The sequence below is a fragment of the Zobellia laminariae genome, assembly GCF_030553095.1.
GTDB lineage: Bacteria > Bacteroidota > Bacteroidia > Flavobacteriales > Flavobacteriaceae > Zobellia > Zobellia laminariae.
On the sequence record NZ_CP130738.1, the window covers coordinates 4,342,462 to 4,357,641 of the forward strand.

Genomic DNA, 15,180 nt, shown 5'->3' on the forward strand with positions numbered 1-15,180 from the left:
AATCGATTAAAGAAAGTGATTTTATTGGAACCCAATTTACTAGCCCAAAATATCCTCTTTTTTTACTTTCCATAAATCAGCCTGTTCTATAAAAGGTTGTTTGTACGCTCTTTTGCCCGTTGCTGCCTTAAGTGCATTGGCTACTGCTCCTCCTGCTGGCGGTAATGTTGGCTCTCCTAACCCTGTTGGAGAAAGTTCATTTTGTACTAAATGAGTTTCCACAACTGCTGCGTCTTTCATACGGCCCAAACGATATGTATCATAATTGTTAGCTGTAGGCACTCCATTTTCAAAGCCGAAACTACCATACATACTGTGACCAATTCCGTCTACGATACCACCTTCAATCTGATTTAGTGCGCCCAATGGGTTTACTACAATACCACAATCTACTATACAAGTCACTTTTTTGACCACTGGTAGCCCATTTTCAATCTGTACGTCCGCAACTTCAGCAACATGCGTGTTATGACAATAATAAGCTACAAAACCTTGATATGTTCCTTTAGGCTGTTTGCCCCAACCAGATTTATCAACGGCCATTTTTATTACGTTCTGCATACGCTCCGCCGAATACTGAATTCGCTCATCTTCGGTACCTTTTACTTTTTCTAAAAGGTCTAGACGCATTTTAATTTTATCAACTTCCATTTCCTCGGCAAGTTCATCAAAGAAACTCTGCTCTGCATAGGCCAAAAAGTTCGTATACGGTGCGCGCCATGCGCCAGTAGTAATATTACTCTTATAATTAGCTACATCTACCTGATAATTTTCTACGGCACCTGCAGGAAAAAAATTGGGAATCAATCCGTACATGTTTCCGTTAATGGCCGCTTCTTTTAATTGGTAGCCTGTTAACTGACCATCTTTTATAGCTGCTTTAATTCTATATTTTATTGCAGGTCTGTATACACCGGTAGACATATCATCCTCTCGTGAAGAGACCATTTTTATAGGCTTTCTAATGGCATCACTGATTTCTGCTGCTTCATAAACAAAATCACCATAAAGTCTTCTTCCAAAACCACCACCCATGCGGGTCATCTCTAAATGAATATCTTCAACATCTCTACCCAAAAGTTCCGCAACGGTATTCGCTGCATCTTCAGGAGTTTGTATCGGTCCTACCAAATGTATTTTTTCATCGGTTACATTAGCAAAGAAGTTCATAGGCTCCATACAGTTATGAGGCAAGAAAGGCGACTCATAGGTACGCTCCAAAACCTTATCTGCCGTTGCAAAAGCTTTATTAACATCACCATCTTTTCTCATGGTAACAAAATCCTTACCGTCTAGAAGAGCTGTTAATTTCTCATCATGAAACTCAGTGCTTTCTAAAGGTGTAGCATCTGACCAAACGGCTTTGATGGCTTTTTTCCTTTAAAAGCATCCCAAGTAGTCTTTGCCAAAACAACAACTTTACCGCTGCCACTTAATTGGGCCGTCCAATTTACTTTTTCACCACCTAAAAGTGCTTTTGCTTTATCTCCAATCTGAATCACATCAACTACACCGGGCAATGCTTTAGCCTCAGTGGCATCAAAAGAAACCAATTCTTGTCCAAATGCAGGCGGTCTAAGTACGGAAGCATAAAGCATTCCTTCTTCCTTGTAGTCAATACCAAATAATGGTTGACCTGTAACAATTTTATCAATATCTACATTACGTCTGTCGGTACCTATAATTTTATAGTCCTTCGGTTCTTTTAAAACCGCATTTTCAGGAACTTCCAAAACAGCGGCCTCATCTACAACATCACCGTAAGTCAACGTTTCTCCAGCTTTATTGGTAATTACACCCTCACTTACCGTAAGTTCAGAAGCATCCACACTCCAACGTGCAGCAGCAGCATTCACTAACATTTGTTTTGCCGTAGCACCTGTTTGACGGAGTGCATCCCATCCAAAACGAATGGACTGGCTACCACCGGCAACTTGTCTTGTATAGTTTTTGGTATCAAGAACCCCTTGTTGCACATATACATTATCCCAAGAAACATCTAGTTCTTCGGCAATAATCATGGGCATTGAGGTCTTTACCCCTTGTCCAATTTCAGGATTTGGCGAAAAGATAGTCACCGCCCCGTTTTTTGCTATTTTAATAAAAGCATTAAAATCGTTATAATTCAAATCCGCCAAATCTACCGGCGGTTTTACATCAGATTTACATGCGGTAAAAAGGTTGAAACCTATTAAGAGGCCACCGCTCGCCAGTGATGACGTTCGTAAAAAATTTCTTCTACTAAATTGTATGGATGATTTTGACATGAACAGTATATTATAGAATTGCGGCTTTTGGATTTTACAAAAGCGTAATAGTATTTTTTAAGCCATTTTTTCAGCAGCTACGCCTACCGCTTTCTTAATACGGTTATAAGCGGCACATCTACAAATGTTACCGTTCATTGCGTCTTTGATCTCTTCTTCAGTTGGGCTAGGGTTTTTAGCTAGAAAAGCGGAAGCGGTCATCATTTGACCTGCTTGGCAGTAACCACATTGCGGAACATCTACCTCTTTCCAAGCCTGTTGTACTGGATGTGAACCATCTTCGGAAAGACCTTCTATAGTTGTAATACTCATACCTGCCGCAGATGCTACGGGCAAGGAACAACTTCGTGTGGCATTTCCATCAACATGAACCGTACAGGCACCACATTGTGCTATACCACAACCAAATTTTGTACCTACCATATTTAAATGGTCTCGTAAAACCCATAATAATGGGGTGTCTTCACTAGCTTCTACCGTATGAGCTTTTCCGTTTACCGTTAGTTGATACGTTGGCATAAATATCGTTTTAGTTTTGTTTCTTTATTAAGATTCTTACAAGGTATTAAAATTTTAACTTTTCGTCGCTACTTTAACTTTTCCTTTGGTCTTTTAAAAACTAGGTCTAATCTCATATTTACATCTTTTTTTTACGCTCCTTTTAAGCAATATTTACTTTGATATAAAATCGAATTATGATTTTCCTTTAAATAGGACTCCCTTTTTTAGAAAAAAGTTTTTTAACGCTTGACTTTAGGCCTTAACAATAATTAACATCTTTTTTTATCGCCTCCATACTTTAAATCGAAAATTAGCGTTGTGATGGTTGAACGTAAAAATCACGAAAATGAATTCCTTCTCAAAACTTGTTATGTTTTTTCTATCTATCTCTTTATTTGTTTCCTGTGGGAATGCAGATGATGATGTAAATTATGCCTTAAATACAGGTGATGGATTTGGACAAGGACAACCTGTTGACAACTGCCTTGACTTGGGTGAAAATGATTTAATTCTATCCATTCAAGATCAGTACACTACAGACTATAGTAAAGTTTCTATTTTCTTTAAAGTTTCCAATAGCGATGGAAGTCCAGTTTCAGGATTGACCGCTGATCAATTTACTATTTACGAACAAGGTAGAAATGATGATTGTTTCAATACCATTTCAACTTCAGAATCTAACGCAAGAATTTCTCCTAACGAGCAGATTTTTTCAAGTAATACTTTATTGATTTTAGATTTAAGTAATAGTGTTTTACAAAGTAGCCTTGAAGAATTAAAAACGGCTAGTACAAGTTTTGTTAACACTGTTATGCCAGAAACAACACAAGAATCTTATAAAATGGCCATCTATTGGTTTGATGGCGAAGATGTTCTGCACGAGCTAAACCCTTTGACTTCCGAAAAATCAGAATTGACTGAAGCTATTGCTACAATTAACAAGGATATAAGTAGCGATGTTTCTACAGACCTTTATGGAGCTGTTATTAAATCTACTGATATCGCTACAGAACTTTTGAACGCAAGTACGCAAGGTGATAAAATTGGAGCTGCTTCAGTAGTTATCTTTACCGATGGTAAAGATCAAGCATCTCGTTATTCAAAAGATTCCGCACAGAAAAAGGTTGATACCGCAGACCCAAATATTTCTTTTTTCACTATTGGTTTAGGTTCTGAGATAGATACGGAAGCTTTAACAGCTATTGGAAAAACTTCTAGTGAGTTTGCTGCTAATAAAGAAGAACTGGAAGAAACGTTCAATAGAATTTCTGACCTTGGTTTCAGAAAGAGCTAGCAGTTTTTATCTTTTTGAATACTGTAGTCCTAAAAGAGGTGGCGACAATAATCTAGCCATCCAAGTAAACAAAGGAAGCTTACAAGGTGCTGTTCAGACCAAATTTAATGCTGACGGATTTACCGGAGGCTGCGAATAGTTAGTAAAACTCCAGAAAAAAATAAAAAAAGACACCTAAAATAGGTGTCTTTTTTTATGACCTCTTTTTAAACACAAAACACTACAAATCAAATGATTGATATTAATCTCATCGTATTTTAATAACCGTTAGTCGAGAATGTTAATAGCCTTTAACATCCAATTGCGCACCAACTTCGTATTACTAATGAGTCAAAATACTTTATAACAAAACATTTAAAAATGAAAAAATCAATTATCCTAAGTACCCTTGCCGTTACCCTATTGGCATCTTGTGTTTCTAAGAAAAAATTTGTTGCTCTTGAGAACAACTTATCTGAAACGCAAAGCGCATTAACAAAGACCCAAGTTGAAAAGGAAGAGCTTGAAGGGAAAATGACTAAGATTGAAGCTCGCGTTGCCGAGTACAATTCTAAAATTGGTTCTTTAAAAGAAATCAACGATAGCCAAATGACTTCTGTTGATGATGTTGCCGTAATGAGCAATAACACTAAAGCTAAAATGAGAGCTACTCTTGCAAAAGTTGACCCTACTAAATTAGCAGGTGCTGAAACTTTACAAGATTCTATGAACTTGGCTATATCTTACAAATTGAAAAAATCTATCTCTGATGATGAAGATGATGTAGATGTAAACATAGACAAGACTGTTGTTATGATCAATATATCTGACAAACTTCTTTTTAACAGCGGTAGCTACCGTGTAAGCAGCAAAGCCAACAAGATTCTTGAGAAATTAGCACAAGTAATCAACTCTGAGCCAAGCATGGAAGTTATGGTAGAAGGTCATACAGATTCTAAAACTATTAGCACAGAAATGTTCCGTAACAACTGGGACTTGAGTGTAAAACGTGCAACTAGCGTTGTAGATATCCTTCAAAACAAATACAATGTTGACCCTACTAAAATGATTGCTGCCGGTAGAAGTAGCTACTTACCATTAGTAGATAACGACACTAAAGAGAACAGAGCTACGAATAGACGAACTAAAATTGTTATCATTCCTAACTTAAACAAGTTCTTTGCACTTTTAGATGCCGAGTCTCTTTAAGACCTATTTAGTGCCAAGTTTATATACTTGGTGATTGAAAAAGGGAGAACATACCGTTCTCCCTTTTTTTATGCGGTTTAACGAATTAAAACAATATTAAGTAGGGTTTTTGGCTACTTCGCTGTCTAAAGGAAATGAGAACCCCCATATTCGAAAATGAACACCTACATCCGAGAATAAATGCTGTGTTAAATGGAAAATTTAGAACACATGGATGTATTAACAGTTATTATCAAGAATACCGCTTTAAATGGAATGCCTAAATGGTATAAGGCTTTAACCCTTTCGTTATTTGCAATTATAGCTACGGTTGCAATTACAATGTACTTTAAAATTGGTTTTCAGGCGTCTGAAATGTCCGAAATGGCTATGAGATTCGGCTATTAAACGCTGAGAATCCCTTATCTATAAATCATTGCGTTTTTAAAATTTGTTTTCTTATCGCTATTTAAGTCGATAAGAAAACCATTGATTACCGCGTGTGTGATATTGTCACCTTTTTTTAGAAGAAAGGTAGGATTAAGCCCTACTTCAACTAAAAAATCTGGCACTTCATATTTCTTTCCAATCACATGGATTGGAAAAGGCGATGATAAATTTTCATTAGGAATATTTACCACACGTACATAGGTATACCCAGATTTCAATAACGATTTGATATCCAGAGCTGCTAATGCGCTAAATGACGATACTAGGTCCGGATACACCTTTCCGGGTGTTATCGTGTACCCAGTGGCATCTAACGTTTCATAGCCGTAATAGGTAGAAAGGTCGCCTTGATCTAAAATGCGACTACTATACCAAAAATCGTTATGTTCCTCTTTGTCTACTTCTAGGCGGTTCATACCAATATCCAAAATATAGTCTTTTCCTAAAAGCGGATAGGTTGCATTTTCAATTTTTAGGTCGAAAAGTTTTCGGTCGTTTTCAGGTATTTTTTCATATTCTTCTAAAGCAATCTCTTTGTAATTTTCAGTAGCAATGGAATAAATGGCAGACAGAATAGAAACATAATTCAGTTTTCTAATTTCTTGCTTTTCTACATCGCCAAGATATCCGCCGGACTCAATCAAAATAGTGCTTGTACCCCACTTTTGAATATTATCACCAAAAGCTCTTGGCTCAAAGTCATCGTTATAACGCCCTACTTGTCCCTCTGCATATTTTTGAATGATATTATTCATAAAGACAATCACTTTCATGGCATTGCCTCTCTTTTCGTTTATATCCTTTTCATAGTTATATGCTGGAGCCAAATATGAGATAGTAGCAGGTTTTTCAGTTCTTTCTGCATTATAATAGGTGCTTTGATCATGTAAGTTGAAACCAAAATCTGCATCTAAACTATCTCTAACTCTTTTTAAGGTTTGCCCTTCGGGGGATTGTAACCGTAATGCATCTCGATTAATATCAATACCCAAACGGTTTCTTCGTCTAAAAACCTCTGCCCCATCAGGATTTAACATCGGTAGAAAATGCAACGTACAATTGGCTAATATTTCCTGTTTTTCAGTTCTAAAATCAGGACTATTAAAAAGATTGAAAATATCAAAAATGGCTTGGGTGGCCGTGGGCTCATCGCCATGCATTTGTGACCAAAGAAAAACATTCGTTTCTCCTTCTCCAATACTAATAAGAGATAACGGACGCCCTTCAATAGAGGTGCCGACACGACTTACCTTGAATTTATCGTTTTTACGATATTTTTCAATTAACGGATATAAATCAAAATGCTTAATACGTCTCTTATTTAACGTTGTTTCTTTATACGTTTCATACGTATCATAAAGCAGGGTAGTTAAATCTTTCTGCTGCGCACTACAAAAGAGGCTAGCAACTAGGAACAAAGCGGTAAATTGTATTCTCATGGGGTAGTCGGTTTTTTGGGTACAGGTTCAAAATTAAGATTTTTGGTGGCTTGTCTTACTTTGTCCATAAAATCTTCTCCTGGATCTGTTTTTACGGTACGATAGCCTTTGTCCTTTTCCAACCACAAAGGGTGGTCTTCAAAGAGCGTATATTCATAATGCCCAATTAGATAATCAATAGCATATTTGTTCGCTAAATACTTTACCAAAGCAATATTAGATTTTACCTGTGCCTCCGTTAAAGGCAGTGCATCGGTACCACCTACATTTTCAATTCCTATTGCACAATGATTTAAACCAATAACATGCCTAGCCATTGTAGTTTCGGGTAGTAATTGGTAAATACTGCCATCGCGGTCTACTAAAAATTGAGAGGATACATTTAGACCGCTAACATCCTTAATGTCAGGCCGCCAGTTTGGTAAAGCTGAAGGGTTAAACGCTTCAAAAGATTCTTCTAGCGTGGGTATGACCGTCCAATGCAGCACTATAATTTTAGGCTCTATTATTGCCGTCTCTTGCATAAGCCCATACCTACTTTTCAAGTATTCTAAAGTCAATTGTTCTCGGGTTTCGTCAAAAACAATTGGCTTATCTATAATATCAGGAATTTGTACAGTTTCTTTAGTTGGTTTACAATATATAAACAAGAAACAACTGCAAATAGTAAAGAGTATTCTATAATTTTTAATCATTCATCTTTTGTATTGGCTTCCCGTTTAACACGGTATTTAATTTTTAGGGTTTTATTTCCCCAATTTCTAGCACGCTCTACATCGGTACCCATATAGATATCAATTTTATTCTCCCATCTGCTATGCATTTTATCCATTACCACGTAAATGCCGTCTAACCCATTTATCTTAACTTGTGTGCCTTGACCTATACCCAAATGCAATAAATCTTGCGATACCGCTATGGTTTTCATACCAAGGTATTAAGGTGTCTCCCCATGCTGCCACACCGGGCTCATCATCTGTCTGCCAGTACACAGAATTGTAGGCGGTTACATCTACTTCCTTAGTTTTCCAAACGTAATCTTCGTTTTCATCTGCACACGCATTACATAGCGAAGACAGCAACAAAAACAAGGTTATCTTTTTGTACATAACAAAAGGGATTTACTTTAAAGCTACATAATTTTAAGAAACTGGGTATGGTAGCGGTTCTCCCCTATGGAATGCAATTATGTTTTTAGCAGCAAAAACGGACATTAGATTTCTGGCCTCTACCGTAGCAGAACCTATATGTGGCGTAACCGCAACCCGCTTCATAGAGAGCAACGGATTATCCTTTTTCATAGGTTCTGGATCAGTAACATCAAGACCTGCTCCCCATATCTCTTCACTTTCTAAAGCTGCTATCAGGTCTTTTTCATGATGCACTTGTCCCCTAGAGGTATTAATGAAAATTGCGGACGATTTCATTTTCTTGAATGCACTGGCATTAAACTTGTGTTTTGTGGCTTCAGTTAGTGCACAGTGAGCCGAAACAACATCGCTTTGCGCTAATAACTCATCAAAAGTTACTTTTTGAGCTTGTAGTGCCACTTCCGCTTCTATATTGACAGAGCGATTACAATAAAGAACCCTCATGCCATAAGCTCCTTTGCACCGTCGTGCAAATTCCAATCCTATTCTTCCTAAACCAAAAATCCCAATTGTTTTGTTTTTAAGCTCAATGCCCAAATGCGCCTGAGGTCTAAAATGTTGCCATTCTCCTTTGGCTATGGTTTTATGCATGTAAAACAATCTCCTCGATACGGCCAACATGAGCATAAAAGCTATATCGGCAGTAGCATCGGTCATAGAATTAGGTGCGTTAGCTATAGGTATACCTAGTTTTTTTGCTTCTACTAAGTCAATATTATCATAGCCTGCAGCATATTGTGATATAATTTTCAGATGTTTGTTCGCATTTAAAAAAGTAGCATCCAAACGATAGTTACTGGTGCTCAGAAGCGCATCGTGTTTAGCAGTTGCCTCATAAAGCTCTTCTTTTGTCATGGGTAAATCCTTGGTCCATTTAGTGACTTCAAGGCCTTCCTTTTTTAATAGCTCTATTCCGGTATCCGGAATATTAAGTGGTACGAGTACTTTCATAGGAAGCAATTTATAAAATCTAGTAGACGGTTTTACAAATTCCTTTACTTTTGCAGACTTATACGTATCTTTTTCATTTTCACAACCCCCAAAAGTTTCTATGAAAATCTTCAAACGCATACTTTTAATTTTATTCGTAATTCTAGCAGTGGCAGTATATTTTAATTTCCCCAAACTCAATTTTATCTCCGGTTATGCCTCCAAAAATATGGCCTCTACCGTTTTTCTAACCAATAGAAGTGCCGAGTCCGTTGAATTAAACGATAACGACGTGCCACTGATAAACCTTGCCGAGGTTGAGACAGATGGCAAGAGTGCTACAGCTTCGGTTTTTGGACTTATGGCACGAAAAGCTATTTGTAATGAGGGATTAGGTTGTACACTAGTTAACAAAGACTACGACCCCAATATTAAGATTCCCGTTCCACAACGTGTGAAAAACGATAATGACTTAGCCTTTCCTTACGGAGATAAAGAGCCTAAAGACACTGTTTTTCCTAACGTAGACTATGACCAGCTGCAGAAAGCAATGGACCAAGCTTTTACCAATAACGAAGTGCAAAAAACACGGACTGTTTTGGTTGCTCATAAAAACCATATTATTGGTGAAAAGTATTTGGAAGGATTTACAAAAGACACGCCTATTTTGGGCTGGAGTATGACCAAAAGTGTACTGGCTACTTTGTACGGAATTTTGGAGTATGAAGGGAAAATAGACTTAAATGAACCTGTGCTTTTAGAAGGCTGGGAAAAAGACGACAGAAAAAAAATAACGCTTAATCACTTATTGCGTATGCAAAGTGGACTTGAGTGGGAAGAGGATTATACTTCTATATCTGATGTAACCCGTATGCTTTTTATGGATGCGGATATGACCAAGGCACAAGGTGAAAAGAAAGCTATTGCTGCACCAACAGAAGTTTGGAACTACTCTTCGGGAACCTCTAATTTATTGTCCGGTATTTTAAGAAAGCGATTTAAAACGCACCAAGAGTACATAAATTATCCTTACCAAGCACTTATTGATAAAATAGGTATGAGCAGTATGCTTATGGAGACAGATATGAAAGGTAATTTTGTTGGCTCTTCCTATGCATGGGCAAATACCAGGATTGGGCTAAGTTTGGATTATTGTATTTAAATAAAGGGAACTGGAACGGAGAACAGCTTTTTGGTCCTTCTTGGGTAAGTTACGTATCCGAACCCACCATACTTTCTGATGGCACCTACGGTGGTCACTTCTGGCTCAATGCCAATGGAAAATACCCAGATGTACCTAGAGACCTCTATTCTGCAAACGGGTACCAAGGACAGCGTGTTTTTATTATTCCGTCTAAAGATGTTGTAGTCGTTAGAACCGGTCTTGCCGAAGACCCTGATTTTGACATCAACCTTTTCCTTAAAAATGTATTGGCTGCTATTAAATAAATAGCATCGTTTCTGGCTCACGAAAACCTAAGAAAAAGCTTACATATCTTTTTTGTGTAGTTACACAACAATTTCCCCTTGCCTTGCAACAATAGTTTCGTTGTAATGCAGCTTCAGGGTAAATTTACAGTGTAATAAAAAACAAGAAGTAAAATTTTCATTTTCATATAGTGTTCTCGATGAAAGAGCCTTTTCCTTACGGATGGGCTTTTTCTAGTTTTAATAGGTTTGTGTCTTTCAAAACCATCAAACTAAATACAAAAACGCGCTATTATGAAAATCAAGGAATATACTTGTTCTTACCAAAATTAGGCTTCCGCTTTTCTAAAAAAGCATTTCTACCCTCTCTTGCTTCTTCCGTACCGTAAGCTAAACGCGTTGCCTCACCTGCAAATACTTGCTGACCTACCATACCATCATCCGTTAAGTTCATAGCAAACTTTAGCATTTTTATAGACGTTGGCGATTTTTCAAGAATTTCTTGCGCCCATGAATAGGCGGTGTCTTCTAATTCATCATGTGGAATTACGGCATTAACCATTCCCATTTCATAAGCCTCTTGAGCAGAGTAGTTTCTTCCTAAGAAAAAGATTTCCCGCGCTTTTTTCTGGCCAACCATTTTAGCAAGATAAGCAGAGCCATAACCGCCATCAAAACTGGTAACGTCAGCATCTGTCTGTTTAAAAATAGCATGTTCCTTACTTGCTAGCGTAAGGTCACAAACTACGTGAAGACTATGTCCGCCACCTACGGCCCAACCTTAAGCACCACAGCAATAACCGCTTTTGGCATAAAACGAATTTGACGCTGCACTTCCAAAATATTTAAACGGTGCATACCATCTTCTCCAACATAACCTTGTTCTCCCCTAGCCTTTTGATCACCACCACTACAGAATGAATAAATACCATCTTTGGTAGATGGCCCTTCCGCAGAAAGCAAAACAACGCCTATAGAAGTATCTTCTTGAGCATCATAAAAAGCCTGATATAACTCGCTGGTAGTTTTTGGCCTAAATGCGTTTCGCACATTAGGTCGGTTAAAAGCAATACGGGCTACACCGTTACACTTTTTATAGGTTATATCTTCAAATTCTTTAGCTATTGTCCAATCTGGTTTTTGCATAATAAAAGTTTAAACGTTGCAAAGTAAAGCAATTTGAAAAAAGAAAGAACCATTGTTTAAGACTTGTGAGAAATAAAGCGTAAATCATTAATGATAAATGTGCTATTATTTCAAAAAACTAAACTTTTACAAACATTTTATATAGAGAAAAAATGGTATCACTTTTGAATTAAATCAATTGTAGGTCTTTTATTAATGGAAACATCAATAAACAACCTAATTGACAGCATATTACATCAAAATATTCTATTTTTACAACATTATTTAATGTAAGAACTAAGGAATAACTTTATTTATAAAGAAAGTTATACACTATGCTATTCTAATCTTTTTCTTGTTAAATTAGAGTATTATAAGTAGCTAATGGATAAAATAACACAACATATAGATGTTTCAATTGCTGATTTAAATGCAATAGCAAGAATTGGTTATTGGCAGCTTGATACTTCTTCTGAGACGTACACACTTGACGATATCTCTTGTGAGATTACCCAGTTACCAAATGGCACTATATTAAGCACAAAAGAAAAACCTCCCTTCTGCCCAACCGGAAACAAATGGGCCGTCATACAAGAAACATTAGCTAAAGCCATAGAACAAAAATCTTCTTTTAATCATGAAGTAGAGTTGTTCCTTCCTGAAGGAAATACTATTTGGGTGTTGTTGATAGGAAAAGGTAATTATGATGAGGACGGTAGCTGTGTAAATGTATCTGGAATGGTACAAGATATAACGGTAAGGAAAAATTCTGAAATAGAATTATTCAAGAAAAATGAGATTTTAAACTATACGGAAAACAAAGCTTCTTTAGGGCATTGGAAATGGGATTTGAACAGTAATGTTATTACCTGCTCTAGAAATATATCTCGTATAGTTGGATTTCCTGATGGAGAACAAATTACTATTGAACAATTAACGGAACGCGTTCATCCAGAAGACAAAAAAAAGGTGCAAGACCATCTGAATAATGCGGTAAAAACCAAATCATTTACGACACTTTTACACCGGTATATTTTAATTGATGGTACCGAACGTATAATTCAAGTTTTAGGAGAACCCCTTTTCAATAAAGCAGAAGAATTAACCGGTTTCATGTGTAGTTCTCAAGATATTACTGCAAAAAAACGTTTTGAGGATGAGCTTTTTGAAAAAAATAAATTATTTCTCACTGCTCAACAGAAAGCTCATTTTGGCTATTGGCTATGGAATTTTACAACTGATTTATTTAGTTGTTCCGAGAATATGGCAGATGCTCTAGGATTTGAAAGGAATGTTGAGTTTACCATGAGTGATCTTCTAAAAGATATTCCTCAAGAAAATCAGAAAGATATCCTAGATACATTAAATAAAACAATTGAAACAAAGTCTTTTGTTGAATTTACCCATCCTATTTATATGCATGGGGAACTCAGACACATAAAAGTTACTGGAGAAGTATATACTGATCTAGAAGGAAACATTTTAACAATCTTAGGAATTTCACAAGATATTACCGATCAAAAAAACTTTGAAAATGAACTCATAAGCAAGAATCAATTACTTGGGTTCGCAGAACAAATCACAAAGATTGGTAATTGGCAATGGGATTTAAATACCAATAAAATAAAATGGTCTACTAACCTCTATCGGATTTTTGAACGAGAAGAGAATTCACCAATTGTTTTTGATGTTTATTACAGTCATATTCATCCAGAAGACAGAGAAATGGTGAGCGCAATAATTGACACCATTTTAGAAAGCAAGGATTTTGAAAGAGTTATACACCGCATCTTATTAGAAAATGGTAAAATTAAAACTGTAGAACTATTAGCTATGGCTATACGGGACCAGTATGGTAATGCTATTGAGATGTTAGGTACGTTGCAAGATGTTAGTGAGCAACGGGCAGAAGAAATGAAATTTAAAGGTTTGTTGGAATCCGCTCCAAATGCAACGCTCATATTGGATGAAGGCAATATTATACAGATGATTAATAAACAAGCTGAGCGCCTATTTAAATATACTCCAGAAGAATTAGTAGGTAGTAATATAGACCTTCTAATACCTTCTAGATTTGATGAAAAACGAGCACCATTAAGAGAAGCTTTTTATGCCAATCCTACAGTAAAAACCTATGACATGGGTGCTGGTCTTCATATGTTGAATAAAGATGGTAAGGAAATTCCCGTTCAAGTAACCCTGGGACCACTACAAATTGAAGATGGACTTCTTCTTTCTGTAGTAATACGCGATATAACTGAAGAGAAGCGGTATCAAGAAAAAATTCTCAAGGCCAAAGAAGATTTGGAGACACTAACGCAAGAGCTCACGGCGCAGAACCATCAGCTCGCAGATTTTACCCAAATTACCTCTCATAACCTACGTGCGCCGGTAAGTAACCTAAACTCTCTATTGGATATCTATAAAATGATGGACGATGAGGAAGAACAAAAAGAGCTTTTCAAAAAGTTTGAAATCGTAATAGAACATCTTACGCTAACGCTCAACACCTTAATAGAAGCTCTGACGGCAAAAAACCATACTTCTCTTGAACGTAGCGAGGTATCCTTTGAAGACACCCTAACTAAAACAAAAGAAATTTTCACAGCTGAAATCACTAAAACAAAAGCTATTATTAAGAGTGATTTCGCGAAAGTAGACTCTATACGCTACCATAAAATATACTTAGAAAGTATATTTCAAAATTTAATAGGTAATGCTTTAAAATATAAATCTAGAGAACGTGTTCCTGAACTAGAGATTAGCTCTAAAATAGATAATGGAAAAACAACCCTAAGTTTTAAAGATAATGGCCTAGGCATAGATTTAGCAAAACACGGACACAAAATATTTGGTTTGAACAAAGTATTTCATAACCATCCAGAAGCAAAAGGCATTGGTCTATTTATGACCAAAACACAAATAGAAGCTATGGGCGGAAAAATTACAGTAACTAGCAAAGTAGATGAAGGCACTACTTTTAATATTCATTTCATTTAATAAATATGCAAAACCCCTTTCACCTCTGTATTGTTGATGATGACGATATTTATAGGTTTACAATTATTCAATCTGCAAAATTTTCTAAGATTGAACATATGACCTCTGTTTTTCCTAATGGAGAAGAGGCCATAAATTATATTAAAAAGAATCAAGATACTCCTGACGCGCTTCCAAATCTTATTTTATTAGATATTGATATGCCTATTATGGATGGCTTTCAGTTTTTAAAAGCTTACAAAGAAATTGAAACCAAACTAAGTAAAAAAATTGCCATCTATATGGTTTCATCCTCTGTAGATCCAGAAGATATAGAAAAGGCCAAAGGTTACACATCCGTTATTGACTATTTATCAAAACCCTTAAAAAGTGATAAGCTTAAGGCAATAATAGAAAGAACATTAGAGGGTTAGAAATCAAAAGCTATA

The 15,180-nt window shown here is 36.5% G+C and carries 14 protein-coding genes and 2 pseudogenes; 8 read left to right on the plus strand and 8 right to left on the minus strand.

The genetic code is table 11. From position 1 onward, the window contains the following. Window positions 1-39: 39 nt before the first annotated feature. Both Q5W13_RS20980 and Q5W13_RS20985 read right to left on the minus strand, forming a co-directional pair. A pseudogene (locus Q5W13_RS20980) lies at window positions 40-2,267 on the minus strand (xanthine dehydrogenase family protein molybdopterin-binding subunit). Between the two features lie 57 nt (window positions 2,268-2,324). Next, window positions 2,325-2,786, minus strand: a complete 462-nt coding sequence (locus tag Q5W13_RS20985; protein ID WP_304444383.1) for a (2Fe-2S)-binding protein — start codon at window positions 2,784-2,786, stop codon at window positions 2,325-2,327. A gap of 328 nt (window positions 2,787-3,114) precedes the next feature. On the opposite strand from Q5W13_RS20985, the gene Q5W13_RS20990 reads away from it, so the two are divergent. From Q5W13_RS20990 to Q5W13_RS21000, 4 genes are all read left to right on the plus strand, one after another. Beyond that, window positions 3,115-4,062: a vWA domain-containing protein gene (locus tag Q5W13_RS20990; RefSeq protein WP_438364165.1), complete on the plus strand. Its 948-nt coding sequence runs from the start codon at window positions 3,115-3,117 to the stop codon at window positions 4,060-4,062. After that, entirely contained in the window at window positions 4,043-4,201 is a 159-nt protein-coding gene (locus tag Q5W13_RS25775; protein ID WP_438364166.1) for a hypothetical protein, read from the plus strand. Before Q5W13_RS20990 ends, Q5W13_RS25775 begins: the two co-directional genes overlap by 20 nt. Window positions 4,202-4,422: 221 nt before the next feature. After that, the gene (locus Q5W13_RS20995; protein ID WP_155596516.1) at window positions 4,423-5,250 is read left to right on the plus strand and encodes an OmpA/MotB family protein; all 828 of its coding nucleotides are present in this window, start codon (window positions 4,423-4,425) and stop codon (window positions 5,248-5,250) included. 192 nt (window positions 5,251-5,442) lie between these two features. Further along, a complete protein-coding gene (locus tag Q5W13_RS21000; protein ID WP_304444384.1) occupies window positions 5,443-5,637 on the plus strand; it encodes a hypothetical protein in 195 nt (64 codons plus the stop codon). 14 nt (window positions 5,638-5,651) lie between these two features. Here Q5W13_RS21000 and Q5W13_RS21005 read toward each other — a convergent pair whose 3' ends face one another. From Q5W13_RS21005 to Q5W13_RS21025, 5 genes are read right to left on the minus strand one after another with little or no spacing between them, the layout of a single operon-like run. Next, a complete protein-coding gene (locus tag Q5W13_RS21005) occupies window positions 5,652-7,118 on the minus strand; it encodes a M14 family zinc carboxypeptidase (protein ID WP_304444385.1) in 1,467 nt (488 codons plus the stop codon). Continuing rightward, the gene (locus Q5W13_RS21010) at window positions 7,115-7,810 is read right to left on the minus strand and encodes an N-acetylmuramoyl-L-alanine amidase (protein WP_438364195.1); all 696 of its coding nucleotides are present in this window, start codon (window positions 7,808-7,810) and stop codon (window positions 7,115-7,117) included. Before Q5W13_RS21010 ends, Q5W13_RS21005 begins: the two co-directional genes overlap by 4 nt. After that, a complete protein-coding gene (locus Q5W13_RS21015; protein WP_304444386.1) occupies window positions 7,810-8,010 on the minus strand; it encodes a hypothetical protein in 201 nt (66 codons plus the stop codon). Before Q5W13_RS21015 ends, Q5W13_RS21010 begins: the two co-directional genes overlap by 1 nt. Next, window positions 7,982-8,200 carry a hypothetical protein gene (locus Q5W13_RS21020; RefSeq protein WP_304444387.1) on the minus strand — a complete coding sequence of 73 codons (219 nt, stop codon included), beginning with the start codon at window positions 8,198-8,200 and terminating at the stop codon, window positions 7,982-7,984. The genes Q5W13_RS21015 and Q5W13_RS21020 overlap by 29 nt, the downstream gene beginning before the upstream one ends. A gap of 60 nt (window positions 8,201-8,260) precedes the next feature. Beyond that, a complete protein-coding gene (locus Q5W13_RS21025; RefSeq protein ID WP_304444388.1) occupies window positions 8,261-9,340 on the minus strand; it encodes a 2-hydroxyacid dehydrogenase in 1,080 nt (359 codons plus the stop codon). Window positions 9,341-9,428: 88 nt separating this feature from the next. Between Q5W13_RS21025 and Q5W13_RS21030 the strand changes: the two genes are divergently transcribed. Beyond that, window positions 9,429-10,361, plus strand: coding sequence for a serine hydrolase domain-containing protein (locus Q5W13_RS21030; RefSeq protein WP_368662333.1), 933 nt, complete (start codon window positions 9,429-9,431; stop codon window positions 10,359-10,361). Continuing rightward, window positions 10,352-10,648: a serine hydrolase domain-containing protein gene (locus Q5W13_RS25430; protein ID WP_368662334.1), complete on the plus strand. Its 297-nt coding sequence runs from the start codon at window positions 10,352-10,354 to the stop codon at window positions 10,646-10,648. Before Q5W13_RS21030 ends, Q5W13_RS25430 begins: the two co-directional genes overlap by 10 nt. A 280-nt stretch (window positions 10,649-10,928) precedes the next feature. On the opposite strand, the pseudogene Q5W13_RS21035 reads toward Q5W13_RS25430, so the two are convergent. Next, a pseudogene (locus Q5W13_RS21035) lies at window positions 10,929-11,773 on the minus strand (1,4-dihydroxy-2-naphthoyl-CoA synthase). A 363-nt stretch (window positions 11,774-12,136) separates the two neighbouring features. On the opposite strand from Q5W13_RS21035, the gene Q5W13_RS21040 reads away from it, so the two are divergent. Together Q5W13_RS21040 and Q5W13_RS21045 are read left to right on the plus strand one after the other, a co-directional pair. Continuing rightward, the gene (locus tag Q5W13_RS21040) at window positions 12,137-14,752 is read left to right on the plus strand and encodes a PAS domain-containing sensor histidine kinase (protein WP_304444389.1); all 2,616 of its coding nucleotides are present in this window, start codon (window positions 12,137-12,139) and stop codon (window positions 14,750-14,752) included. Between the two features lie 5 nt (window positions 14,753-14,757). Further along, a complete protein-coding gene (locus tag Q5W13_RS21045) occupies window positions 14,758-15,165 on the plus strand; it encodes a response regulator (RefSeq protein ID WP_155596524.1) in 408 nt (135 codons plus the stop codon). Window positions 15,166-15,180 lie beyond the last annotated feature (15 nt).